The 24002-nt window shown below is 68.9% G+C and carries 23 protein-coding genes; 5 read left to right on the plus strand and 18 right to left on the minus strand.

What is annotated here, in order from left to right:
* Positions 1 to 140: 140 nt before the first annotated feature.
* Positions 141 to 1601 (minus strand): AAA family ATPase, encoded by a 1461-nt coding sequence (locus ACEL92_RS20700; protein ID WP_374022524.1) that lies wholly within the window; start codon positions 1599 to 1601, stop codon positions 141 to 143.
* Positions 1602 to 1616: 15 nt separating this feature from the next.
* On the minus strand, positions 1617 to 2504 hold the full coding sequence (locus ACEL92_RS20705; protein WP_374022525.1) for a universal stress protein: 888 nt from the start codon (positions 2502 to 2504) through the stop codon (positions 1617 to 1619).
* Positions 2505 to 2692: 188 nt separating this feature from the next.
* Between ACEL92_RS20705 and otsB the strand changes: the two genes are divergently transcribed.
* Together otsB and ACEL92_RS20715 are read left to right on the plus strand one after the other, a co-directional pair.
* Positions 2693 to 6328 (plus strand): trehalose-phosphatase, encoded by a 3636-nt coding sequence (otsB, locus tag ACEL92_RS20710; RefSeq protein ID WP_374026306.1) that lies wholly within the window; start codon positions 2693 to 2695, stop codon positions 6326 to 6328.
* Positions 6329 to 6449: 121 nt separating this feature from the next.
* A complete protein-coding gene (locus ACEL92_RS20715; RefSeq protein ID WP_374022526.1) occupies positions 6450 to 7241 on the plus strand; it encodes a universal stress protein in 792 nt (263 codons plus the stop codon).
* Positions 7242 to 7248: 7 nt separating this feature from the next.
* Here the strand turns inward: ACEL92_RS20715 and ACEL92_RS20720 are convergent, their stop codons facing one another.
* The 11 genes from ACEL92_RS20720 to ACEL92_RS20770 form a co-directional block, all read right to left on the minus strand.
* Positions 7249 to 7617 carry an STAS/SEC14 domain-containing protein gene (locus tag ACEL92_RS20720; protein WP_374022527.1) on the minus strand — a complete coding sequence of 123 codons (369 nt, stop codon included), beginning with the start codon at positions 7615 to 7617 and terminating at the stop codon, positions 7249 to 7251.
* A gap of 34 nt (positions 7618 to 7651) precedes the next feature.
* Positions 7652 to 8530: a universal stress protein gene (locus ACEL92_RS20725; protein WP_374022528.1), complete on the minus strand. Its 879-nt coding sequence runs from the start codon at positions 8528 to 8530 to the stop codon at positions 7652 to 7654.
* Between the two features lie 12 nt (positions 8531 to 8542).
* Positions 8543 to 9064, minus strand: coding sequence for an N-acetyltransferase family protein (locus ACEL92_RS20730; protein WP_374022529.1), 522 nt, complete (start codon positions 9062 to 9064; stop codon positions 8543 to 8545).
* A gap of 86 nt (positions 9065 to 9150) precedes the next feature.
* The gene (locus ACEL92_RS20735) at positions 9151 to 10800 is read right to left on the minus strand and encodes a GAF domain-containing protein (protein ID WP_374026307.1); all 1650 of its coding nucleotides are present in this window, start codon (positions 10798 to 10800) and stop codon (positions 9151 to 9153) included.
* A gap of 176 nt (positions 10801 to 10976) precedes the next feature.
* Entirely contained in the window at positions 10977 to 11648 is a 672-nt protein-coding gene (locus tag ACEL92_RS20740; RefSeq protein ID WP_374022530.1) for a response regulator, read from the minus strand.
* Between the two features lie 58 nt (positions 11649 to 11706).
* Positions 11707 to 12531, minus strand: a complete 825-nt coding sequence (locus ACEL92_RS20745; RefSeq protein ID WP_374022531.1) for a universal stress protein — start codon at positions 12529 to 12531, stop codon at positions 11707 to 11709.
* A gap of 1 nt (position 12532) precedes the next feature.
* A complete protein-coding gene (locus ACEL92_RS20750) occupies positions 12533 to 13297 on the minus strand; it encodes a universal stress protein (RefSeq protein WP_374022532.1) in 765 nt (254 codons plus the stop codon).
* Between the two features lie 64 nt (positions 13298 to 13361).
* Positions 13362 to 14354 (minus strand): 1-phosphofructokinase family hexose kinase, encoded by a 993-nt coding sequence (locus tag ACEL92_RS20755; protein WP_374026308.1) that lies wholly within the window; start codon positions 14352 to 14354, stop codon positions 13362 to 13364.
* 11 nt (positions 14355 to 14365) lie between these two features.
* On the minus strand, positions 14366 to 14713 hold the full coding sequence (locus tag ACEL92_RS20760; protein ID WP_374022533.1) for a hypothetical protein: 348 nt from the start codon (positions 14711 to 14713) through the stop codon (positions 14366 to 14368).
* A gap of 8 nt (positions 14714 to 14721) precedes the next feature.
* Positions 14722 to 14991, minus strand: coding sequence for a DUF1918 domain-containing protein (locus ACEL92_RS20765; RefSeq protein WP_374022534.1), 270 nt, complete (start codon positions 14989 to 14991; stop codon positions 14722 to 14724).
* A 43-nt stretch (positions 14992 to 15034) separates the two neighbouring features.
* Positions 15035 to 16021 (minus strand): NAD(P)H nitroreductase, encoded by a 987-nt coding sequence (locus tag ACEL92_RS20770; RefSeq protein WP_374022535.1) that lies wholly within the window; start codon positions 16019 to 16021, stop codon positions 15035 to 15037.
* A 389-nt stretch (positions 16022 to 16410) separates the two neighbouring features.
* Here ACEL92_RS20770 and ACEL92_RS20775 point away from each other — a divergent pair, with 389 nt between their 5' ends.
* Positions 16411 to 17391, plus strand: coding sequence for an NAD(P)H nitroreductase (locus ACEL92_RS20775; RefSeq protein ID WP_374022536.1), 981 nt, complete (start codon positions 16411 to 16413; stop codon positions 17389 to 17391).
* Positions 17392 to 17493: 102 nt separating this feature from the next.
* Positions 17494 to 17910, plus strand: coding sequence for a pyridoxamine 5'-phosphate oxidase family protein (locus ACEL92_RS20780; protein WP_374022537.1), 417 nt, complete (start codon positions 17494 to 17496; stop codon positions 17908 to 17910).
* On the opposite strand, the gene ACEL92_RS20785 is transcribed toward ACEL92_RS20780, so the two are convergent.
* The 5 genes from ACEL92_RS20785 to ACEL92_RS20805 form a co-directional block, all read right to left on the minus strand.
* The gene (locus ACEL92_RS20785; protein ID WP_374022538.1) at positions 17870 to 19324 is read right to left on the minus strand and encodes a bifunctional lysylphosphatidylglycerol flippase/synthetase MprF; all 1455 of its coding nucleotides are present in this window, start codon (positions 19322 to 19324) and stop codon (positions 17870 to 17872) included. The genes ACEL92_RS20780 and ACEL92_RS20785 overlap by 41 nt on opposite strands.
* 8 nt (positions 19325 to 19332) lie before the next feature.
* Positions 19333 to 20124, minus strand: coding sequence for a universal stress protein (locus ACEL92_RS20790; protein ID WP_374022539.1), 792 nt, complete (start codon positions 20122 to 20124; stop codon positions 19333 to 19335).
* 29 nt (positions 20125 to 20153) lie between these two features.
* Positions 20154 to 20795: an SRPBCC family protein gene (locus tag ACEL92_RS20795; RefSeq protein ID WP_374022540.1), complete on the minus strand. Its 642-nt coding sequence runs from the start codon at positions 20793 to 20795 to the stop codon at positions 20154 to 20156.
* Between the two features lie 96 nt (positions 20796 to 20891).
* Positions 20892 to 21686, minus strand: a complete 795-nt coding sequence (locus ACEL92_RS20800) for an HPF/RaiA family ribosome-associated protein (RefSeq protein WP_374022541.1) — start codon at positions 21684 to 21686, stop codon at positions 20892 to 20894.
* 63 nt (positions 21687 to 21749) lie between these two features.
* Positions 21750 to 22235 (minus strand): flavodoxin family protein, encoded by a 486-nt coding sequence (locus ACEL92_RS20805; protein ID WP_374022542.1) that lies wholly within the window; start codon positions 22233 to 22235, stop codon positions 21750 to 21752.
* A 340-nt stretch (positions 22236 to 22575) separates the two neighbouring features.
* On the opposite strand from ACEL92_RS20805, the gene ACEL92_RS20810 reads away from it, so the two are divergent.
* Entirely contained in the window at positions 22576 to 23973 is a 1398-nt protein-coding gene (locus ACEL92_RS20810) for a trypsin-like peptidase domain-containing protein (protein ID WP_374022543.1), read from the plus strand.
* The last annotated feature ends 29 nt before the right edge of the window (positions 23974 to 24002 follow it).

Consider the following 24002-nt stretch of genomic DNA (forward strand, 5'->3'; position numbering starts at 1 on the left):
GATGACCTGCTGGGTCGGCACTTTCGCGTCCATCTGCACCATCTCGTCGATTTCGGTGAGCCAAACTGTATGCCCGATGCGCCACGTGCGGGCAGGGCCGTTGGTCCCCGACGGCCGGGACGTTGGAATCCTGAGGACGGTTACGTCGAGCGCGCCCAGAGGTCGTGCGCCTTGCGAGCGACGAGGTCGGGGCCGCGCGAGGTGTCGACGATGTGTGCGCTGTCCCAACCGGCGCGCTGGGCCGCCAGCACGGCGGCGATCTCCGGGGTTACCTCCGAGTTGCCCGGGGGCCTGGTCGCGATCCGTCCGCCGGCCGCCTGGGGCTGCACGGAGCACATGAGTTCGACCATGACCGAACGGGTTTCCTCGGCCAGCCAGCGGGCCCCCGCCCGCGCGTCGGGATCCCGCCAGGTGCCGTCCAGGATCACCGATTGTCCGCCCCTCAGCAACGGGCGCGCACGGTTCAGGACTGACTCGTAAACCACCGCCACGTTGTCGGCGCTGTACAGCCCGGCATCGAGCACGCCCGAGTCTCCGCCGATGGCACCCACGTCGCGCAGCTCCCGGCGCACGTCGTCGGTGGAGATGACCTGGGCGCCAACGCGCTCCGCCAGCCCGCGCGCGAGGGTCGACTTGCCGGTGCCCGGGTTGCCACCGACGAGCGCCAGCCGGATTGCGCCGCTTTCCAGGTGGCCGGCCGCCATCGCGAGGTGGCGGTTCGCGTCCTGGGCCGCGGCGGGTTTGCCCTGCGACAGACGGACGCAGTCCACTTTCGCCCTGACCACCGCGCGGTAAGCGATGTAGAAGTGACACAGCGACAACGGCGGCCGATCGCCCGAGTGCGTGGCGTAACGCTCGAGGAAGAGGTCGGCGAGGTCCTTACGCCCGAGGAACTCGAGATCCATTGCGAGGAAAGCCGCGTCGTCGACGCCATCCACGTAACGGAGTTCGTCGTCGAACTCCAGGCAGTCGAGCAGCGCCGGCTTTCCGTCCACCCAGAAGATGTCGTCGGTGAGCAGGTCCCCGTGCCCGTCGACGATGCGCCCCTCCTCCACGCGGCGGTCGAACAGGGGCGCGCGACCCGAGATGTATTCGCCCGCAAGGCGCTCGATGCGTGCCACGGCCTCCGGAGACACCCCGGGCATCGACGCATCCGCGTAGCGCCGAAGTTCCGCCAGGTTGTCGCGCCAGCGGCGTTCGATCGCAGCCGGCGCGCCGTGTGCGCTGACAACCGGGCTCCGCTGGGCGTGGTGGTGAAAGCGGGCCAAGACGTCCGCGATGGCGTCCAGCGCGTCCCGAACGGATTCCTCCGGGCCGCGAAGGGCGATGGCGGCCAGCCGATCTTCGTCGCGGTAGCGCCGCATGACCACGACCGGTTCGGGTGGCCCGCCCGCCGGATCGGACAGGTGCGCGACCCCGAGGTAACTGTCGGGCGACAGCCGGCTGTTCAGCTCGACTTCCCGTTGGCAGGCGCGTTCGCGCTGCTGCGGCGCGCGGAAATCGAGGAAGTCGGTCCGCACGGGCTTCTTCGCCTTGTAGGCCCGGTCCCCGGCCAAAATGACGACGCCGGTGTGGGTCTCGTGCAGATCGAGGAACGGCACGGCGGCGGCGCTACCCTAGGACGGCCGCGCGACGATCACCGGCATGCGGACCGAGTGCACGACGGCGTTGCTGACCGACCCCAGCAGCACCCCGGTCAGGCCGCCCCGGCCGTGGCTGCCCACGACGACGAGTTGGGCGGACTCCGACTGCTCGGCGAGCTGCCGGGCCGGGCGGTCGGACACGACGACCCGGTGCACGGTGACGTCGGGATAGCGCTCCTGCCAGCCGGCCAGCTGTTCGGCCAGGCTCCGCTCGGCTTCGCCCTTGACCGCCGCCCAGTCCACTCCGGGCAGTTCGAAGACGTCGACGTCACTCCACGCGTGTACCGCGGTCAGGGCGACACCGCGACGCGAAGCCTCGTCGAACGCGACGGCCACCGCCACCTCGGAGGCGGGCGAGCCGTCGACGCCCACCAGGACCGGCGCCTGCTGGGGATGTTCCATGAGCGGATCCTCGTCGCGGATGACGGCGACCGGGCAGCGCGCGCCGCGGACCACGCTGCTGCTCACCGAACCCAGCAGCAGCCTGCCAATCGCCCCGCGTCCGTTGCTGCCGACGACGACCAGCTCGGCCTCTTTGGACATCTCGACCAGTGTGGGCACCGGGGGCGCACAGCGCAGCTCGCTTCGGACGTCGATCTTGCGGCCCGTGGTGACGGCGTCCTCGGCGATCTTGACCGCCTGCTCGAGCACCTCCCGCCCTTGCTCCTCCTGCCAGACGGCCACGCCGGTCGACAGCGGAAGGGCCGGATACATCGGCACCATCGCATTCACCATGTGGACGACGGTCAGCGGGACGTTTCGCAGCGCCGCGTCACGGGCCGCCCAACAGGCGGCGGCATTCGAGGCCGGTGATCCGTCTACTCCGACGACGATGCCGTGGCGGTTTGCGAGTGCGGACATGATGTTCTCCCTCTCCTCGCCGAAAACGCTATGGCGCGACCGACCGTCGATCATGAGGCTTTTGTCACCAACCACATGGACATGAGGCCCCCTTGCGCCGCCGAGCCTTGACGGGCACCTGGCGCTGGAACATCGTCAGAGGCGTGACTGAATGGCCTGTCACCGTCGATGGGCGTTACCACGACGCGGTGATTCTCGGGCTCGACTGTGTGATCGAACACACGGCGCCGGACGGCGTCGAGGCCCGCGATTCGACCGCGGTGTTGCTGCGGCGGCTGCGCGAGGCCGGCATCGCCGCCGCCGTCTATTCTTCGGGCCGCGACTGCGCACCCCTGTTGCACGCCGCGGGAATTGGGGAATTGGTCGGCGTCGCCGTCTGCCCGGCCGAAGCCGCCGTGCCCGCCGATGCGGCGCTGACCGTGGCGCCGGCCCGCCTAGGGGTGCGCCCGGTCCGCTGCGTCCTTGTCGACTGCGACGCAACGGGAATCGCGGCCGGCCGTGAGCACGGCTTCGGGCTCGTGATCGGGCTCGAGCGCAACGGGGGCGGAGACGAGTTGGTAACCCGCGGGGCCGACGTCGTGGTCGCCGACTTCGCCGAGATCACGGTCCGGCGCGGCGGCGCCCCGCTGTCGACCATCCCGGACGCGACGGGTGTCTACAGCCAGCTGAAGGAACTGGTGGCCAGCCGGCGGCCGGCGGTGTTTCTCGACTTCGACGGCACGCTGTCCGAGATTGTCGCCCACCCGGCGGCCGCCGCGCCGGTCGAGGGTGCGCCCGAGGCGCTGCGCGCGCTCGCGGCACAGTGCCCCGTCGCGGTGATCAGCGGCCGCGAAGTGGGTGATCTGCGCGACCGCGTGCGGGTCGACGGGATCTGGTACGCGGGCAGCCACGGCTTCGAGCTCGTCGCACCCGACGGGACCCACCACGAGAACGCCGATGCCCTCGGCGCCATCGACGCGCTGGCGCGGGCGGCCGACCGCTTGACGGGGCTGCTCACCGACGTCCCGGGGATCCACTTGGAGCACAAGAGGTTTGCGGTCGCTGTACACTATCGCCACGTCGACGCGGAACAGGTCGACGGGGTGATCGCGACGGTACGCAAGCTCGCGCGGACGGAATGCCTGCATATCACGATGGGTCGCAGGGTTATTGAAATTCGCCCCAGCGTCGACTGGGACAAGGGCGCGACGCTCAACTGGATCCTCCAACAAATCCAGGGATCGGCCGGTGGCGCGGTGCTGCCGATCTACGTCGGCGACGACATCACCGACGAAGATGCCTTCGATGCGGTCGAATTCGACGGGGTAGGAATTGCGGTGCGGCACAACGAGGATGGTGATCGCCCGTCCGCGGCATTCGCCAGCCTGGCGGATCCGTCCGCGGTGCGCGACTTCGTCCGGCGGCTGGCCGACGACCTGCACGAGGCGACGTCCGAGCCGAACGACGCCTGGGAACTGGTCTACGAAGGTTACGATCCGGCCTACGAGCGGCTGCGCGAAACGCTGTGCACCGTCGGCAACGGCTATGTCGCCACCCGCGGCTGCGCGCCCGAAGCGACCGCATCCGAGGCGCATTACCCGGGGACCTATGTGGCGGGCGTCTACAACACCCTGGCCGACCGCGTCGCCGGCCGGACGATCGAGAACGAAAGCCTCGTCAACCTGCCCAACTGGCTGCCGCTGACCTTCCGGATCAACAGGGGACGCTGGTTTCACATCGATGACGCCGAATTGTTGTCCTATCGCCAGACCTTCGACCTGCGACACGCGACGCTGACGCGCACGCTGCGATTCTCCGACGGTGCGGGCCGGATCACGACAATGACCCAGCAGCGGTTCGCATCCATGCACCAACCGCATCTGCTGGCCATGCAGACCACCATCCTTGCGGAGAACTGGTCTGGCACCGTCGAGTTCCGGTCCCTGCTGGACGGCAGCGTGGGCAACACCATGGTCGAGCGCTACCGGTCGCTGTCGAGCAGGCACCTCACCTCATCGGCGATCGACGAATTCGCCGACGAGTCAGTGATTTTGCGGACCGAGACGTCGCAGTCGCGCATCGCCATCGCGGTGGCCGCCCGCACCACCGTGTGGTGTGATGACGCCCGGGCAGTAGCGCAGTACAACACCGTGGCCGAACCCGACCGCGGCGGTCACGACATCCAGGTGAGGCTCGCCGCGGGCCAATCCGTGAGCTGCGAGAAAATCGCGGCCGTCTTCACCGGCCGGGACAACGCGATATCTGAGCCGGCGAGCACCGCGCAGCTGCACCTGGACGCCGCCGGCCGCTACGCTGAGCTGCATCGTCAACACGCCCGGTCCTGGGACCTGTTGTGGGAACAGTGCGCCATCGGCCTGACCGACGGCGCCGACGCGCTGCGGATCCTGCGGTTGCACCTGGTGCACCTGCTGCAGACACTCTCGCCGCACACAGCCGAACTCGACGCCGGGGTGCCGGCCCGGGGCCTGCATGGCGAGGCCTACCGCGGACACGTTTTCTGGGACTCGCTGTTCGTTTCCCCGGTGCTGAGCGTGCGCATGCCCAATGTGGCACGCTCGCTGCTGATTTACCGGTATCGGCGGCTGCCGGAGGCCCGCCGGGCGGCACACCGGGCCGGCTATCTGGGCGCGATGTACCCCTGGCAGTCGGGCAGCGACGGGCGCGAAGTCAGCCAGGAAGTGCACCTCAATCCGGAGTCCGGCCGCTGGAATCCGGATGCCAGCGCCCGGGCGCACCACGTGGGTCTGGCCATCGCCTACAACACCTGGCAGCACTACCAGGTGACCGGCGACCGGCAGTTCCTCGTCGACTACGGCGCCGAGATGCTCGTGGAGATCGCGCGTTTCTGGGTGGGGCTGGCCAGCTTCGACGAGTCCCGTGGACGCTACACGATCAAGGGCATCGTCGGGCCCGACGAGTTCCATTCGGGCTATCCGGGCAAGGAATACGACGGCATCGACAACAACGCGTACACCAACGTCATGGCGGTCTGGGCCATCCTGCGGGCGATGGACGCGTTGGACCTGCTGCCGCTGCGGGACCGCCTGGACCTCGTCGGCAAGATCGGCCTGGCGAGCGACGAGCTCGGCCGGTGGGAGCACGTGACGCGGCGCATGTTCGTTCCCTTCCACGACAACGTGATCAGCCAGTTCGAGGGCTATTCCCAACTGGCGGAGCTGGATTGGGACGGATACCGGCAACGCTACGGCAACATCCAGCGGCTCGACCGCATCCTGGAGGCCGAGAACGACAGCGTGAACGACTACAAGGCTTCCAAGCAGGCCGACGTGTTGATGCTGTTCTACCTGCTGTCGTCGGACGAGTTGCTGGCCCTGTTCGGCCGGCTCGGGTACCGCTTTGCGCCCGAGCGGATTCCGGAGACGGTGGACTATTACCTCGCGCGCACCTCGGAGGGGTCGACGCTTTCCGCCCTGGTTCATTCGTGGGTGCTCACCCGCGCCAACCGGCACCACGCGATGAAGTACTTCGTGCAGGTGCTCGCCTCCGACATCGTCGACATCCAGGGCGGCACCACCGCGGAGGGCATCCACCTGGCGGCGATGGCCGGCAGCATCGATCTGCTGCAACGGTGTTTCACCGGGCTGGAGACCCGTGACGACCGGCTGATCCTGAGCCCGCAATGGCCGAACGCGCTGGACCCGATCGAGTTCCCGTTCGTCTATCGCGGCCAGCGGCTGCACCTTCGGGTCAGCGGGCGCGCGGCCGAACTGACCTCCGAGGCCGGCAACAGCGCAGCGGTCACGGTGGAATGCCGTGGCCGCGTGCACCAGCTGCTGCCCGGGCGCACGGTCGGGGTCGCCTGAGGCCGGTGACCTATGCCCGCGAACGGGGGCCGAACGGCCCTGCTGAACCGCGCCGCGCCCCCAATAACGTGACCAGTGCCGGGCCCTCAGGGCACGCCAGCCAGTCTCCCAGGAGGAAGCGATGAACAATCCGCAGCAGCGGATCGTGGTGGGTATCGACGGCTCGGACGCCGCGATCAACGCGGCCAAGTGGGCCGCCGCAGAGGCCGTCAGCCGTGACGTCCCGCTTCGGCTGATCCACGCCATCCCCCGGCGGACCGCCGGTGACGACAGCCTGGATGTCGAATACGCCCAATCCGCGCTGCGCGCCGCCGACGCGGCGCTTGCGGCCACCGATCAGCCGGTGAAGGTCGAATGCGACATCGTGCGCGGTTCCTCGGAGGACGCGCTGATCGACGAATCACGGGATGCGGCAATGGTTTGCGTCGGTTCGGTGGGTACGGACTGGATGGCCCGCAAGGTGCTGGGCTCGACCGCGGACTCCTTGGCGCATAAGGCGCACTGCCCGGTGGCCGTGATCCGCCACGGCGCCAAGCCGGGCGACGCATTCGTCGCCGTCGCCGTCGGTGAATCGGACAGCAGCGACGCCGTGCTCGAGCACGGGTTCCGCGAGGCGCGGCTGCGTGCGGCGCCGATCCTGGCGATGGGTGTCTGGCGGTGGGGACTCGGTGAGATTCCGTACAGCCAGCTGAACCATCGGCTCGGCCCCTGGGTGGCGCAGCACCGCGACATCCATGTCCAGCCCGCCGCGGCCAGACGCGGCGCGGCTGAATTCCTTACCCACACAGCCGAACCCGTTCAGCTCGCGGTGGTGGGCGGCGAGGATGCGGACAAGGTCGCCCGCATCGTGGGCCCGATCGCCGCGCACCCGAGCGGGAACGCGGGGTGCTCGGTGCTCGTCGTGCGTGACTGACGCCGAACTACCCGGCCGCCCACTGGGTCGCGCTGTCGAGCTCGTCCAGCGAGAACAGGGCGAACTCGCCTGGGACCAGCCACGCCACGGCGTGCAGGACGTGAGCGACCCAGTCTTTATCTGAGACCACCGCGATCCGCTTGAACGCCGCATGGTGCGGCAGCACGGTGCCCAAACCCAGCTTGAGGTCCTCGAGGAAACCGCCCGGCCCGAATCCCTCGTAGTCGGGGGCGATCACCTCCACGATCCGGACCTCGCCCGCCTCAAGCACACGCTCGATCTCGGGTTTGAAGTCACGCAGCTCGTCGCCGCGCAGCCGGCCCGACACCCGGATGCCGATCACGTTCTCCGGCATGTCCGGCAGCAGTTCGATCATGTCCCAGCCTCCTTCACGGGCACGCCTGTCTTCGTCAACGGACAACCAACACGGGCACTCGCGCCGACTGCGCCACGGCGGAGCTCACCGAGCCGAGCAACATTCCCGGAAATCCGCCACGGCCGCGGCTACCGACCAAAACCAGCTGAGCGTGCTCGGATTCCTTCAGCAGCCATTCGGAAGGCTTGTCGCAGCACACCTTTCGCTCGACGTGCACGTCGGGGTAGCGGTCATGCCAGCCGGCCAGGCGTTCGGCCAGGGTTTCCTGCGCTTGGATCTCGCGGTCGTGCCAGTCCATGCCGAGGATCGGGAACACCCCCACGTCGCTCCAAACGTGCACCGCCACCAGCCCGACCCCCCGGCGCGAGGCCTCGTCGAAGGCCAGGGCGGTCGCGTTCTCCGACGCGGGAGATCCGTCGATGCCGAGCACCGCCGGCGCGGCGGGATCCGGCACCGCCCCGTCGGCGGAGTGAATGACGGCGACGGGGCAGTGGGCGTAGTGCACGAGTCCCGCGGTCACCGACCCCAACAGCAGGCGACCCACCGCGCCGAGCCCCTGGCTGCCGGCGACGATCATCCCGGCGTCCTTGGAGGCCTCGATGAGCGCCGGGACGATGGCGGAATACACCGTCTCCGTGCGAATTTCGGGAGGTTTGGAGCCGCCGACGCTGCCATTGAGCGTCTTGCGGGCCTGGTCGATGACGTGCTGAGCGCTGTCCTGCTGCCATTCGGGCATGTCGGCGTACAGCTGCCCCACCGGCCAGCCGACCACGACGGGGGGCACCGCGTGCACCAGCGTGACGGGCAGGTCACGCATCAGGGCCTCCCGTGTCCCCCAGGCCACGGCGGCATCGGATGCCGCCGAACCGTCGACACACACCAGTACGCCGTGTTTCTTCGCACCTCGCGTCATTGTCCCGCTCCTTTACACGTCGTCGGGCAGCTCGATCTCGAGATGGCGCACCGAGCCGTAACCGATTGGCCGGCAAGGCCAGCCGAGATCGATGAAGACCGTCAGCATCGGGTGGTTCTCCGTGAGGACATCGGCGATGAACCGTTCGATGCCGTGTGCCCGTGCGACCTCGGCCAGGTGCTTGAGCAGGGCCGTGCCCACGCCCACCGAATGATCCTCGTGCGCAACGATGATCGCCACCTCCGCCACCCGCGGATCGTCGACGACGACGCAGTGCGCCACGCCGATCAACCGGTCGGCGTCGAAGGCGCCGAGGGCGTACAGCCCGTCGGCCGGCTCGGTGAGCTTCGCGGCGAGCTCGTGCAGCGGCGACGGCCGCAGCGTGAAGAAGCGGAAGTACCGGTCATGATCCGACAGGTGCTCGTGCAGCGCCAAAACGGCCTCGGCGTCTCCAAGGGTCAGGCAACGCAACGACACCACGCGTCCGTCGAGCAACCGAGCAGTATCCGTGGCCTCCACCGACCGATCACTCACGACATCGACGCTAACCCGGGGCGGCGCGGTCGGGCAGGGTCGTTAGACCCGAAGGCCGCTCCCTTTGGTCCCGCTGGGGCTATCCGTTATTGATCGATGAGCGGGGCGACCCAGTGCACCCGGGTGCCGCCCTCCGGTGGGCCGGTGATTTCGCAGGCACCGCCAAGTTGTTCTGCGCGGCGCCTCATGTTGGTCAGGCCGCTGCTGCGCGTGTTGGCGTCGGGAATGCCTGAGCCGTTGTCGGAGACATCCAGGACGAACATGTCGGCGACGCTGATGTCGACGGTCAGCCGCGACCCGCCGGAATGCCGCATCGCGTTGCTGACGGCTTCCGCGGTCACCGCTTCGGCGTGGTCGGCAAGCTCCCCGCCGACGGCGGTCATCGGTCCGTGCATGCGCACGGTGGTCACGATGTCGCGGTTCTCCGTCAGGTCGGCGACCACCTGTTGGATGCGGCGCCGGAAGTCCCCGCTCTTACCCAGCGGGGACTTCAGCTGGAAGATCGTCGTGCGGATCTCCTCGATGATGGTCTGCAGATCGTCGAGCGTGCGGTTGAGCCGGTCGGCAACCTCCGGGGAGCGCGCCCGCGCCAGGGTTCCCTGTAGGTCCATGCCGGCGGCGAAAAGCCGCTGGATGACGTGGTCGTGCAGATCGTGCGCGATGCGTTCCCGCTCGGCCAGGATGGTGACCTGCCGCGCGTCGTCTCGTGCCGCCGCGAGCACCAGCGCCATCGCGGCGTGCGTGGCGAAATCGTTGACCAGATCGAGGTAACTGTCGTCGAACGGCGGCTGGTCGGCGCCGCGGGCGATGGCGATGACGCCGACGACCTCGTCGCGGGCGCGCAGCGGCATCAGGATCGCCGGTCGCTGCCCGACATCGGTGAAGGCCTGTATCGGGTACCGCAGTGTCTCGGTGATGAGCGGTTCGCCGGAGCGGAACACGGTGCCGCTGGTGGAGGCGTCGACCGGTACCCGTTGGCCGACCACCTCGTCGGCGTGCAGGCCGACTGCCGCGGAGACGACCAGCGTGTCGACCTCGTCGGCGGGCGTGTCGGGATCGTCAGGCACCAGGACGATCGCCTGCTCGGCATCGGTCAGGATGCGGGCCTGTTCGGCGATCAGCTGCATCGGGCGCCGGTGCGGGGCGGCGCTGGACAGCAGCGCGGTGGTGATCTCGCGGCTGGCCTCCATCCACTTGACGGCCGTCCGCTCGCGCTGGAATACCTGCGCGTTGTCGATGGCGACCGCGGCGGCGAACGCCAGCGCGCGGGCCGCCACCTCGTCGGAGTCGGAGAACACCCGCTTGGGGTCGACGTGGGTGAGATAGAGGTTGCCGAATACGGTGCCGCGGATGGTGATCGGCACCGCGAGGAAGGCCCGCATCGGGGGGTGATGTTCGGGGAACCCGACCGCGGCCGGATGGGCGGTCAGATCCGCCATCCGCAGGGCCGGCGTGTCCAGCAGCGACAAGCTGAGCAGTCCCTTGCCCACCGGCAGGTGTCCGATGCGGGCGGCCGTGTCGGCGTCCATGCCCTCGTGGACGAACCTGACGAGGTTGCCGTCGGGATCGCGGATGGCCAGGGCACCGTAGGGCGCCGAGGTCAGCTTCCGGGCCGCGCCGATGATCCGGTGCAGCGTGGCGTCGAGGTCGAGGCCCGCGCCGATCTCGACGATGACGCGGAGCAAGAGCTCCATCTGGTCGCGGGCGGCCAGCAATTCGTCGAGCTGCTCGTGCATCCGCCCGACCAGTCCACGCTGGCCGAGTCCTGCGAATGCCGAGCCGCTGTCCTCGCTCGTCAACCCGTCCTACCTCCCCGACACTTTTGCTCAATGTCAGATGGCAAGATCAGCGTAGTCGCACTTTGTCAAGCGCCCAAGCGAAGATTCCGCGTCGATGACGTGACGCTTGGCGGCTAGTTGGCCGGCGCTTCGTTCGGCGGTTGGGAACGGCCGGGCCGTTGGTCGAGCTTCGACGCGAACACCGCCGCCTGGGTGCGGCGTTCCATGCCGAGTTTGGCGAGCAGCCGCGACACGTAGTTCTTCACCGTCTTCTCGGCGAGGAACATCCGGGCGGCGATCTGCCTGTTGGTCAGGCCCTCGCTGAGCAGGCCCAGCAGCGTTCGCTCCTGCTCGGTGAGGCCGGACAGCGGGTCTTCGCGTTCGGCCGCGCCGCGAAGCTTCGCCATCAGCGCGGCCGCCGCCCGATTGTCCAGCAGCGACTTGCCCGCCCCCACCTCCTTGATGGCGTGGGCCAGCTCCATGCCCTTGATGTCCTTGACCACGTAGCCGCTGGCGCCGGCCAGGATGGCCTCCAGCATCGCCTCGTCGGAGGTGAACGACGTCAACATCAGGCAGCGCAGGTCGGGATGATCCGAAACGAGGTCCCGGCACAATTCGATGCCGTTGCCGTCCGGGAGCCGCACGTCGAGCACGGCCACGTCGGGCCGCAGGGCCGGGATGCGCGCCTTCGCTTCCGAGACGGAGCCCGCCTCGCCGACGATTTCGAGCTCGGGGTCCGAGGCCAGGAGGTCGGCGAGACCGCGTCGGACCACCTCGTGGTCGTCGACCAGGAAAACCTTGACCATTGAGAACCCTTCCGCCGGTCGTACGACCTCAATATCACACATTCGTCATCGCCCGAGCTCACAAATGTTGCCGATTCACGACCAACAGCGAACAGCGGGCGTCCTGCATCACCGAGCTGCCGACCGGTCCCACGAGTTCGGCCACATGCTGACGGTTGTGCGCACCGACGATCACTAATCCGACCGGCCCATGCGGGGCGGCCAGGTAGTCGAGCAGTCCCCCGTGGATTGCCACGGATTCGACGCGCAGGCGAGGATGGCGTCGCTTCCAGTGGGCCAGCCGGCGGTCCAGGTCGGCGAGTGCCCGGCGATCAGCCTCGCTGCCCCACACGCCGTGTTCGCTCGGTGGGGTCCGCCGCGACACGACCGCCTGAAGGGCGGCCCCGCGCAGCAGGGCCTCGTCGACGGCGGCGTCCAGCAACACCGAGTCCGGGGATCCGTCGATCTCGACGACCGCCTTCTCTTCGGATCTCGGGCGGTGGTCGTCGCGGCCGCGGACGATCGCCGCCGGGCAATGCGCCGAGACGGCCAGCGCCGCGGCGGTGGAGCCGACCCGGCCCGGTTGAAAGTGGCGCAGCCCGACCGCGCCCACGCAGACCATGGCCGCCGACGCCGAGGAGCGAATCAGCGACCCGACCGCGGGTCCGTGGGCGATCTCCGTCTCGATCGCCACCGGCCTTCCGGTGGCCCGGATCGCGGTCACCGCCTGGGCGATCGCGAGCTCCGCCGGCTGTTCACCGTCGGCGGCCTCCGTCGCGTAGAGCAGGCGCAGCGGGACGTCACGACTCACCGCCTCGTCGACCGCCCACAGGGCCGCGCGAATCGCCGCCTTGGAACCATCGATGCCGGCGACGATCGACTTGGGTCGGGCGGGCGAATTCATCTCAGTGGCGGACCACGAGCACCGAGCAGTCGGGGTAGCCGACGATCGGATGGCAGTTCGGGGTGACCAGCCCCGCGATCTCTTCGGCATCGGCACTGCCGACAACCGCGAGTTCGATTGTGCCGCCCGGCTTTTCGCTCGGCTTGGCGCCGGTGCCCGCGGCGACGGTCTGGACGTGGACGTCCGGATAGCGACGTACCCAGCTGTCCAGCCGCCGGTCGATCTGCCGGACGGTGGCGTGGCGGCGCCGCCCTTCCTCCATGGCCTGGTGGACCACCTCGTCGTTGTCGGGCTCGTCGTTGAGGACGACGGCGATCACCCCGAGCTCCGTCGGCGATCCGTCCGGGTTGGTGCGGATGATCGCGACCGGGCAGTGCGCGCGCGCCACCAGGCCGGCCGCGGTGGGGCCCAACAGCCCGTCGGACGCCCATCCCCGCCTGGCGGTGCCGACACAGACCAGGGCCGCGTCCTGCGACTGGTCGATCAACGCCTGCGCGGGATCCCCGGAGACGATCGCCGTCTCGATCTCGACCGCCTTGCGCTCGGCGTGAATGGCGCATTCCGCTTCGGACAGCGCGATTTCGCCGCGTTCGACTTCCCATTCGGAGGTGGGGCCCGATCCGGCGCGGCGCGGGGGGATGACATAGACCAGGCGCAGCGGCAGCTGCCGGCCGATCGCCTCGTCGATCGCCCACTTCGCCGCGTTGACCGCGGCTTTCGAGCCGTTGACGCCCACCACCACGGCCTTGGCGTCCAGCTGGTTCATGTCGGCTCCTGATGGTTGCGGTCGCTTCCAGGCTATTGCGCCGATGCCCGCGCAGGAGGGGCCGTTAGGCCCCAGCCGCGAAGTCGTTCGGCCCCACCTCCGCCGGTTCGGCGACCAGCTCGAACAACCGCTCCACGTCGGCACGCTCGAAGACCGCCGTCCCGGGCGTCATCAGCATCGCCGCGCCCGCCGCGATCCCGTATCGAACCGACTTGGCGAGCGGCCACCCGTGCGTGATGCCCACCGTGATCGCGGCGACCATCGCGTCGCCGGCCCCGACGCCGCTGCCGCTTCGCATCGGGACCGCCGGAAAGCGTTGGCTCGCATGGCGTGTCGCGAGCAGCGCGCCGTAGGACCCCAGGGACACCACGACGACCAGCGCGCGGCCGTTGTCGATCAACTGATGGGCGGCGGCCAATTGCTCGGACTCGGTGGCGAGCCGGCGACCGAGGCATTCCCTCAACTCGCGCACGCTCGCCTTGAGCAGGTACACGCCCGAGGAGATGTGCTGCAAGCCGCCGCCGGAGGTGTCCAGAATCAGCTTCACGCCCAGCTGCCCGCAGATGTCGGCGACCCGCTGGTAGTAGTCCGCTGGCACCCCCGGCGGCAGACTGCCGCTTGCCACAACGACTTCGGCCGAGCGGGCGGCCGACGCCAGTTCCTCGAGGCATTGCTTCTGCTCGAACGTGTTCAGCTCCGGCCCCGGCAGGACGAACCGGTATTGCTGGCCCGTGCTGGTCTCGTTGACGGTGAAACTCTCGCGGGTCTGGGCGGCGATCGGGATCTCTCGGAACGGCACCTCCGCCTCACCGAGCAGCGTGGTGACGAGACCACCGTGCGACCCGCCCGCCGGGAACACCGCCAGCACCGGGCTGCCGAGGACCTTCGCGATCCGCGCGACGTTGATGCCGCCACCGCCCGGGTCGTAACGCGTCGCCGAGCAACGCAGTTTGTCGGTCGGCCGCACGACGCCGACGCTCGTGGTGATGTCGAGCGCCGGATTCATGGTCAGCGTGACGATCCTTCGGCTCAGCGCCCGATCGGCCGGCATCCCCATCTCCCTCGCGGCTAGAGACCTCTCCTGGATCCCTTGCACCATTGACGGATTTCATCCGACCAGTACGCCGTAATCGGCGGTAGGGACCGAAGTCCCAGGCTTGCGGGTCGTTCGGCGGGTCGGCGTTTGCGGCGCAGCTCGGCCATGTAGGCCAGCACCCGGTTGAGGATGAGGCCGTAGGCATCGCCGTCTTCGGTGAGCCGCACCAGGCCGCGGTGGCGCAGGAAGCCATCCAGGCGCTGATCCAGGCGCCAGTCGACGTAGGCGTGGCCGGCGTAGGGCGAGTGCAGGAATTCGAACGCGAGCTCGTCGACGTCGGCATCGGTGATCGACGGGCAGCCGTCAGTGGTGGAAGGCATTTGGCTGTTCACCTGACTCGGGGGTGATCCCGAATGGCGGCCTGCACCGCGGCGAATCGTGATCGCGCCCGCTCGTCGGCGGCCCGCTGCTCGGCGGCGGTGACGACGATGGCGTCCGGGCCCGGGAACACGGTCGCCTCCTCCCCGGTTGCCAGCCACCGCACGCGGTAGGGCGGTTCACCGCCGGGGGAACGCACGGAGGTGATCAGCCCGCGCAGATCCGGGCGCCCGATTGTGCCGCTCTTGATGACGAGCCAGTCTCCGGCCTCGGCAATCATCGTCGACTCCCTTCGAAACCCTTGGGCCACAATCCGAGCCGCGCTAGCGGCGTATCTCCAGCACGTCGCCGAGGGGCCGCCGCGGCGTCGGTTCCGGGCCGCCCTTGCCCGCCAAGGCGGTGCCCACCCGGATCAAAACCTGGGGCACCGCTTCGGCGTCGGCGATCAGCTCGCGGACCATGTCGCGGCTCGCCGGCAGCTCCGTCACTTGGGTTACGGTGCACGTAGCCAGCCCGGCGATGGTGCATTCCAGCAGGATCGCCGAAAGCGCCTGGCCGCAACGGAACGCGTCGGCGCGGGTGTCGCCGGGGGTGGACAGCACGAGCACCTCCGCTTGATCCTGCAGGCCCGCCGAATTCGGCTGGGCATTTGCGTCGGCCGGAAACCGACGGTTCACGTCGACGGCGCGGCGCTGCGCGTCGCTGGCGAGCGCGGCCGTGGGAATGCCGTCGTCGTGCCGGCCCGGCGCTGTCCACCAACGCAATTCGTGGTGGTATACGTCGTCGTAGCGGCGCAGCGCCTCGGTGAGGCGTGCCGCCTCCACCAGCCGCGGCCGCGCCTCGTCGGCCAGCACGTCGAGGAATACCAGGCCGGGATCGAAGGCGCTGCGCAACATCGGCTCGAACGACGCCCAGTCCCGCGGTGTGCCGAACGGCCGCCGGTCGGTCCTGCGCCGCAGTATCGCCGCCGCACGATCGCGCCGGGCCGTGGCGACGTAGTCGGTCGGGAAGAAGTCGATCGAGGCCAGGTGGTCGAGGTTGTTCGGGTTGGGAAACTCGTCGGCGCCCGTCCCCCACCCGTCGGCCGCCATCGCGACCCGAAAATGGTCGAGCACCGCGCCGCAGCTGATGATCGACTCGCGGCCGGAGCCGTCGGCTGAGGGCACGATGCGGTCCGGGTCGGCAAACAGGTCGACGGTCGGGCCGCCGGCGACCCATCGCCATGGCTGGGTGTTGTGCAGTGAGGGGGCGCGGCAGGCGAGCTCCACCGCCCTGGTGAGCACCTTGGTGTCGACCGTTGTCGGAGTCATCGCTCGTCGCCTCTCCTTTCCTACCAGGACCCTCGGGCATGCGGGCGGCGGGCGCCAGGGTCCTTGGTCCCCGGTCATTGGATCCGCGGGTCGACTGATGACCTTCGTCTCTATTGCGGCGCTGGCCCTGGGCAAACGATGAAGGCGACCGCGCAGCCCGATGGCGCCACCTCTTTCCGCCATCAACGAGCTGCTGGACCAGGCCACACCCAGCGAAGTGAGGCGCGACGACCAATGGGACAGCCCACATGCGACGGCTTGTTGAGGTTACGGAGTCGGATTCCGCATCGCTGCGAACAGCGACCTACATGGAGAAGAACGCGTCCACTGTGTGAGCCGCCAATTGCTAAGTGGGCAGGGTTTTTCGAGGGAACGGAAAGGGGGTCGGCATGAGGGGCACGACGCCGGGCATCGAGGTGCTCGAGAAGGCGGTGCTGCTCGCCTGCCGCGCCCCCTCGGTGCACAACAGTCAGCCCTGGCGCTGGGTGACCGAGGACGGCGTTTTGCGGCTGTTCGTCGACCGTCGCCGGGCGACACCGGCGACCGACCGTTCGGGCCGGGAAGTGATCCTGAGTTGTGGTGCCGTGCTGGACCACCTCTGCGTCGCCATGACCGCCGCGGGCTGGAAACCGAACGTCCGGCGGCTTCCCGACCCGGACGACCCCGACCAACTGGCGGCGGTCACCTTCAGCCCGCTCGAGCACGTCACCGACGCCCAGCACCGCCGCGCGGAGGCGATGCTGCAGCGTCGCACCGACCGGCTTCCGCTGGGCAGACCCACCTATTGGAAGCTGTTCGAGCCCGCCCTGGCCGAGGCCATCGACGGCACCGTGGTCAGCCTGGACGTGCTCGCCGAAGAGGTGCGCCCGCTGCTGGTGGAGGCGTCACAGCTCACCGAGGAGCTGCGCCGCGACGACTCGTACTATCACGCCGAACTCGATTGGTGGACTTCGTCCTTCGTGTTGGCCGAGGGGATGCCGCCCAGCGCCCTGGCCTCCGACAAGGAAAGCTGGCGGGTGGACGTGGCCCGCGGCTTTCCGGTCAGGAGCCACGCGGACCGCCGCGGCGACGTCAAGGTCGACTGGGCGAAAATCCTGGTGCTGTCGACGCCCGGGGACACCACGCCGGAGGTGTTGCGGTGCGGCGAGGCGCTGTCGACGGTGTTGCTGGAATGCACGGTGGCCGGGATGGCGACCTGCCCGCTCACCCATCTGATCGAGCTCGAGGAGAGCCGGGACATCGTGCGCGAACTGGTCGGTCGGTATGGCGAGCCGCAGGTGCTGATCCGCGTGGGGATCGCGCCGCCACTGGAGCAACTCCCGCCGGCGACCCCGCGGCGCCCGTTGGCCGATGTCCTGCAGATCCGGTAAACGATCGTTGGTCCCCGGTTCGCGGGACTTTCGGCCGGTGCTCGGGGTCGGCCGGCGCAATACCATCGGGGGTGTAGCGCTTTTCGATGAAGGGGATCACCGATGTCACTGCTCGATGATGGGGTTTCCATCCTGCCGGTGAACGAATGCTGGGACCTGATGGCGGGCGTGACGCTGGGTCGGCTGGTCACCAGCGTCGGTAATCAGCCCGAGATCTTCCCGGTCAACTACGTCGTGCAGCGCCACACGGTGCTGTTTCGCACCGCCGAGGGGACCAAGTTGGTCAGCACCGCGATCAACAACCGGGTGCTGTTCGAGGTCGACGACCACAACGTCGCCGAGGGGTGGAGCGTGATCGTCAAGGGCGTGGCGCGCTCCCTGCGCAGCAACGAGGACATCGAGGAGGCCGAACGCGCCCAGGTGCTGCCCTGGACGGCCTCGGAGAAGTCACATTTCGTGCGGATCATTCCCGAGATCGTCACGGGCCGCCGGTTCCGCTTCGGCGTCCCGGTGGAATGATCCGCGGCGAAGTCGACCGGATCCGGCGCGGGCGCGGCACGAACTCCAGGGACAGCAGCACCAGCAGCGCCGCCGGAATGTGGTGGGCGCACAGCACCACGTAGCGCCGCTGCGACAGCGCGTGGAACTTGCGCAGGTACCGGTACAGGGACTCCAGCCGGATCAGCGGGTCCAGCAGGTGGATGAGCCGCAGCGCGGACCGTTGCAGTGGGCCGGGCCTCGCCGCTTCAAAAATTTCCGGGAACGCCGCGAAGGCGAGGGAAAGACGCTCTCCCCCAGCCTTTTCCGCATGGGCGATCATGTCGACGCTGAGCCGCTCGTCGACGCCGTTGGGGGCCTCCGGGCGGCGGAACGGCACGTCGAGGCTGACTTCGGATCCCCCGCCGGCGGTGAGGTATCGGTGAAAGGCGACCGCCCGCCCGTTCCGGTCCCGCGCGACGGCCAGCGTGAAGCCCGGGTAGCGGCCCTGCAGCGCGCCGTCGAGGTTCATGCAGAAGCCGCGGTCGGTGCGCGCGGCCCGGTGTGCGGTGTACAGCACCTCGGTCAACTCGGCCAGCACGGCGCCGCCGAGGTGTTGTTCGTCGAACATCTCGGTAGTGACGCCGCAGTTGCGGGTGCGCTGCACCGCCTGGCGCAGGTTACGGAAGCGGCGCCCCCTCAGGGTGAAGTGGCGGATGTCGACGACGACATCGCGACCGATCGGCACCGACAGCATCGGCTGGCCGACCGTCTCCCTGCGCCACAACCCAAGGTGGCCTTCGCCGGCGGCCAACACGATGATCTGCCAGCCGTGGGCCCGGCACATGCGGACGAAATCGGCTGTCAGCGCGTCGAATCGGGTCGCGTCACCGATCGGGTCGCCGCTGACCACGGCGAAACCCAACCGCGTGCGGTAGGCGATGGCCGCGGTGCCCTCGGCGTTGAAGTGATAGCTCTTGCTCGACTGCATCGCGAACGGCGCCAACGGATCTCCGCGCGTGGCGTCGACCAGGCCCCACACCCGACCCAACAGCTCCGGCTGCGCCCTCGCCGTGGTGGGCAGCATCAGCGTGAGCCCGCTGCTGGCGATCAGCACATTGCCCAGCACCGTCCAGGACACGACATGCGCCCCGAGGCCGGCCGCCACCGCGGCGGCGGCGTACATCGCGTGGGCGGTGGTCACCGGGCGGCCCAGGAAGACGCCGCGGGCGATCATGGCGGCCGCCGCCAGCAGCGCCACCGACCAGCCGAACCGGCCCGGAGCGACGCGTTCGTAGCCCAGATGTTGGCGGGCGACCAGCACCACCAGCCAGAGCAGGACGCACAGCAGCATCAGCACACTGACGCGGCGCGCCGCCGGCACATCGGCGCCGACCAAGATCCGTTCCCCGCCGCGCGCCGTGTTGGCGCCGTGGCCCCTGGGACTGCTGCTCACCGCGCGCTCTAGCGGACCACGAGCACGGAGCATTCGGGGTGGCGGAACAGCGGATGCCCTTGGGGGCCGACCAATTCCGCCAGCTGCCGGGCCTCGTCGCCGCCGATGACGGCGAGCTGCACCCGCTCGTCGTTGGCGCTCAGGTAGCCGGTGATGGCCTGCCGCGTGGTGATCGGATAGACCCGCACCTCGGGGTATTGCCGGCCCCATTCCGCCACCCGGCGTTCGAACGCGCCGTCGCCGTGCTCGGTGAGTTCCTCGGGGCGGCCCCCGAGGACAAGCATGGGGGCGCGGCGCAGTTTCGCTTCCGCCGCGGCGAAACTCACGACGGCGTCGTTGTCCGGCGCGTCCGTCATGCGGACCACGAGCCAATTGATGTCCGGTGGCGGCCGATCGGAGCCGGTCCGCATGACCGCGACTGGGCATTGCGCCTTCTCGGCGAGCTCGGTCGCCGTCGAACCCACGATTGAGCGCGCGTAGCGCCCGATGCCGACGCAACCGACGCAGATCAGCTCGGCGTCCGAGGACGCCTCCAGCAGCACCGAGCTCGCGGGGCCCCGCGACACTTCCGTTTCCACCGAGACGGCCTTCTTCGTGGCCTCTACCGCCAGTCGCGCCTCCACGAGCGACTTCTCGGCGTGTGCGAAGTCGCGCTCGTAGTCTTCCGGCGACTCGTGCGTCGGCTTGATGACCGAGACCAGACGCAGTGGCGCGCTGCGGATGACGGCCTCGTCTATGCCCCACAGCGCGGCCGCGATCGCGGCCGATGAACCATCGATTCCCACCAGGATTGGTTTCATCGTCAGACCCTTTCCGCTGTAGAAGTGTGTCAACGCGTTTGGACGGACGGGCGGATCGGCACCGCCGGGGCGAGCCGCTCTGCCCGTCGCTTGACGGTGAGCAACACCGCGCGTGTCCCGAGTGAGATCAGCGGCCTGGCCAGTTCGAGGGCGAACACCTCGCCGGGGTAGCGCAAGCCGAGTCGGGCGCGCGCGAGGAGCCGGACCCGGTCTTGCCAATGTGGTTGCAGGTGAAACGACACGACCGCGTTCCAGGGCGGTTCGGATCGCGTGGCAGTGAGCACGACGTAGTTTTCGGGCGCGATCTCCGTGACCTGTAACGTCACCCCGTCCGGCAGTCCCAGCCAGCCTTCGGAAGCCAGGCGGATCACGTCGCCCACCCGGAGCCCCTCATTAGCAGGTTGGTTTGCAACGGTTTCCGGCCGCGGGACACCGCCCGCAGCCCTGTTCCGGCCCATCTGCATCAGCCACGACCACACCGCGGGCGCGGTCGCGTCGATGTCGACCGCCTCGGTCGTCTGCACGGCCGGATCGCCCACCACGGTGTCCCCCGGGACTCGCATCTGCGACTCGGCCTTGGTGGCGCCCCAATTGCGGTAGTACCTGCGCGCGCAGTAGAGCACGGTGAGCAGCGCCGCCGTTTGGGCGAAGCGCTTTCTCGTGTTGGCCATGGCGCCAGTGTGCGTGGGGCGTCGTGATGCCTGCGAGGGTCCTAGGTCCTTGGTGCGGCCGCCAATATGCCCTGTGCACCCACCCGGAGCGCCGCCCTAGGCGGCCGGGGTGATCAGGCCGTAATGCCCGTCGTACCGGTGGTACAACACGCTGGCGCAACCGTAGGCGGCGTGGATGAAGAACAGGAACGGCAGGCCGAGCATGGCCAGCCGGTCTTCGGCTCCCTCTTCGGTGAGACAGGGCAGGGGTTGCCGGCTGATGGTGACGGGCAGCGTGTGCCGACTCACCTGATCGGCCAGCGCCGGCGCGGCCAGCGCGAGGCGGTAGCCCGTCGGTCCGCCGCGGTACAGCACGCCTGCGGTGCCGGTGCCCTTCTCGGTGAATAGGTGGAAGTCGTAGTCGAGCAGCTCCATTTCGCGGGCGGCCTCGTCGAGGGTGCAAGGCGCCAGCGTGAACGACTTGCGGCGGATGACGCGGCGCTGGTTCGCCTGGCGGGGAAAGTGGTTCGGCCGGTGCGCCGGCTCGGGCTCGCGGCGCCATTCGTCGGCCGCCGCCGCACCCGGGCGCGCCTCCCAGTGTTCGGCGGCGCGTTCCAGGCGGCGTCGCAGCCGCGCCGCGACAAGGTCGACGGCTTCCCGCGCCGTGTCGGCCTGGACCTGGGCGCGGATCAGCCGGCCGCCGACATCGAGGTTGACCTGGGCGACGACGGGCCGCTGCACGGCCGGATCGCGGTGCCGGGTCAGCCGCACCCGGGCGTGCAGCACCGGCCGGCTCGCATACCGCGTGAGCTCACCGATCTTGCGGCGGGCGTATTCGGCCGCGGCGGGATGTTCGTCACGGGCGGTGACCTGGACGTCGATCTCCTGTGGCGCTTGCATGCTGTGGCTCATAGGTCAGTGTTACGTCACGGAAACTGTTGCGGGGCAGGGTCAAAGGTCACCGGATCGCCGTCGTCAGGACGCCGCCTGGGAGCCCCCGGCACGCTTGCGCATCCGAGCGGCGAACGCCGCGGCCCGGCCGAGGTCGTGCTCGTTGGGCCGCCCACGGTTGATGCCGCCGATGAACCCGAAGGGTCCCACCGTGTCGAACCCCCGGCACGAGAACGATCCGATCACCTCGAAGCCCTTCTGCTCGAGCTTGTCCCGAATGGGCCTGTGGTAGCCCAACAATGGAATCTCGCGCGCGCCGCTGGTGAAGAACGTGAAGGCCGCGGTGTGGTGGTCGGCAACAGGGAGCTGACGGATCAATCTCCGCAGCCTCGCATCGGCCATCATGTAATAGATGCCGGTGCCGAACCCGACGAGGTCGTAGTCGTGAACGATGTCGGGTCCGACCGACTCGGGCGTGACGACCTCGGCATCCAAGACCTCGGCCATCCGGTTGGCGACCAGGCGAGTGTTTCCGTGTGATCGGGAAGCGCACACGATGAGCGACCTCATGGCCCACTCCTTTGCGCGAACGTGGCTGGGACGATTCCATGCTGCGTAGCGACGGGTGCCCGGAGAAGGGTGCAAAGGCACCCCGGCTCGGGGCCTTGGTCACTTTTCGAACGGAGGTCCCTCGCGGTCGGGACTTCGGTCCCTATCGGCGTGTCCGGCGAACCGGTCAAATGAGTGTTGTGACTGTGACAGTTCCGAGAGCGAAGCGCAATACCGTGGAAAGCGTTGTCGGGGCGGAGGTAATCAAACTCGAGTCGCATCCGGCGTGGATTTCGGCGCGGCGATACGAAGCTGAGCTGCTCGAGTCGATGCGCCGTCACCCGTCATCGATGGCCGGTTCGTGATCCGCCGCATAGCGGACGCGCCGGCCCGCAGGATGACGGCGGTGGTGGCGGCGGCGCTGCTGCTTGCCGGTGCGCCGGGCGTCGCTGCCGCCGACAGCGGGCGGCCGCAGGCCAAGCCGGAGGAACGGGCGGCGGCCCTGATCCGGCCGTCGATCATGTATCTCGCAGGTGAGGGCTACGGTCTGGTCCGGTTGCCCAGCGGGGAGATCCTGTCGCAATTCGGGCGGGGATCCAGCATGCCGTTCCTGGCGACGTGGAACTGCACCGCCTTCGTCGTCAACCCCGACGGCTGGGTGGCGACGGCAGGTCACTGCGTCGACCCGGCGAGCGCCACCGAACTGATACTCAAGCGGGCCGTCGAGGAATATCGAAGCGACTTTCCGAATGCGCCCGAGTCGAGCGATCCCGCGGCCACGTTGGAGTGGTTGCAGAAGAACGCGCGGGTGGAAGGGGACGCCGTCGGCCAGGGCCCCCATGTGGGTGTCGCGCTGATGTCCGGTACGGGAACCAAACTCGCGGACAAGATCGTCGCCAACGTCGTAGAATTCCGGCCCCTCGGAAAGGGCGACGCCGCTCTTCTCAAGGTGGCCAAGCACAACCTTCCGTCGTCCGAGCTCGCCACCGACGCCGAGGTCGCCATCGGAACGCCCGTCCTCGCGGTCGGCTTCCCCGAGAGCACCCAAAGCGTCACCGGCGCATCGCTCGACCCCACCTATAAGAGCGGCAAAATCAGCAAGAAGTCGATGTCGGGAACCAATCCCGCATACGAGATCGACGCCGCGATGACCGAAGGCATGAGCGGTGGCCCCACAATCGGGTTGAACGGCAAGGTGATCGGCGTGAACAGCTTCGCGCCCGCCGGCGAGACGCAGCCGTTCAACTTCATCGGCCCGGCCGACGGTGTGGCCGCGATCTTGGCCGGCAAGGGCGTCAAGCCGATGCTCGGGCCCGCCGACCAGTTCTATCGCAAGGGGCTGAGCGCCTTCTACGCCGGTCACTACACCGACGCGATCAGCGAGTTCGACCAGACTCTGGCGATGTCACCCGGCTACCCGGGTCTGGAGGACCTCAAGACAACCGCGGTCAACCTGCGCCAGCAGTACGGGGACTCCTCGTCGCTGAGCGGTGCGAATCTGTTGTGGTACATCGTCATCAGCGTCGTGTCGGTAATCGTCCTTGCCGCCGGAGTGGCCGTGCTCGGGCGGCGGAGGCGCCGGCCCCCGGCGCCCGACGTGCAGCCGCTGCGCCTGATGCCCCGACACGAGGAGGTCGAGGAACCGCACTTCTGCGCGCAGTGCGGAGCCGAGCACCATCCGACGGAACGGTTCTGCCCCAACTGCGGCAAGCACATCGACCTCCCCGCGGCGACGCGGGGTACCGGGTTGAGATCTTGACCGCTCGCACATCGCCGTAAAGGCCCGCA

Origin of the sequence: Mycobacterium hainanense, assembly GCF_041890355.1 — a bacterium.
In the GTDB taxonomy this organism is placed as follows: Bacteria; Actinomycetota; Actinomycetes; order Mycobacteriales; family Mycobacteriaceae; genus Mycobacterium; species Mycobacterium hainanense.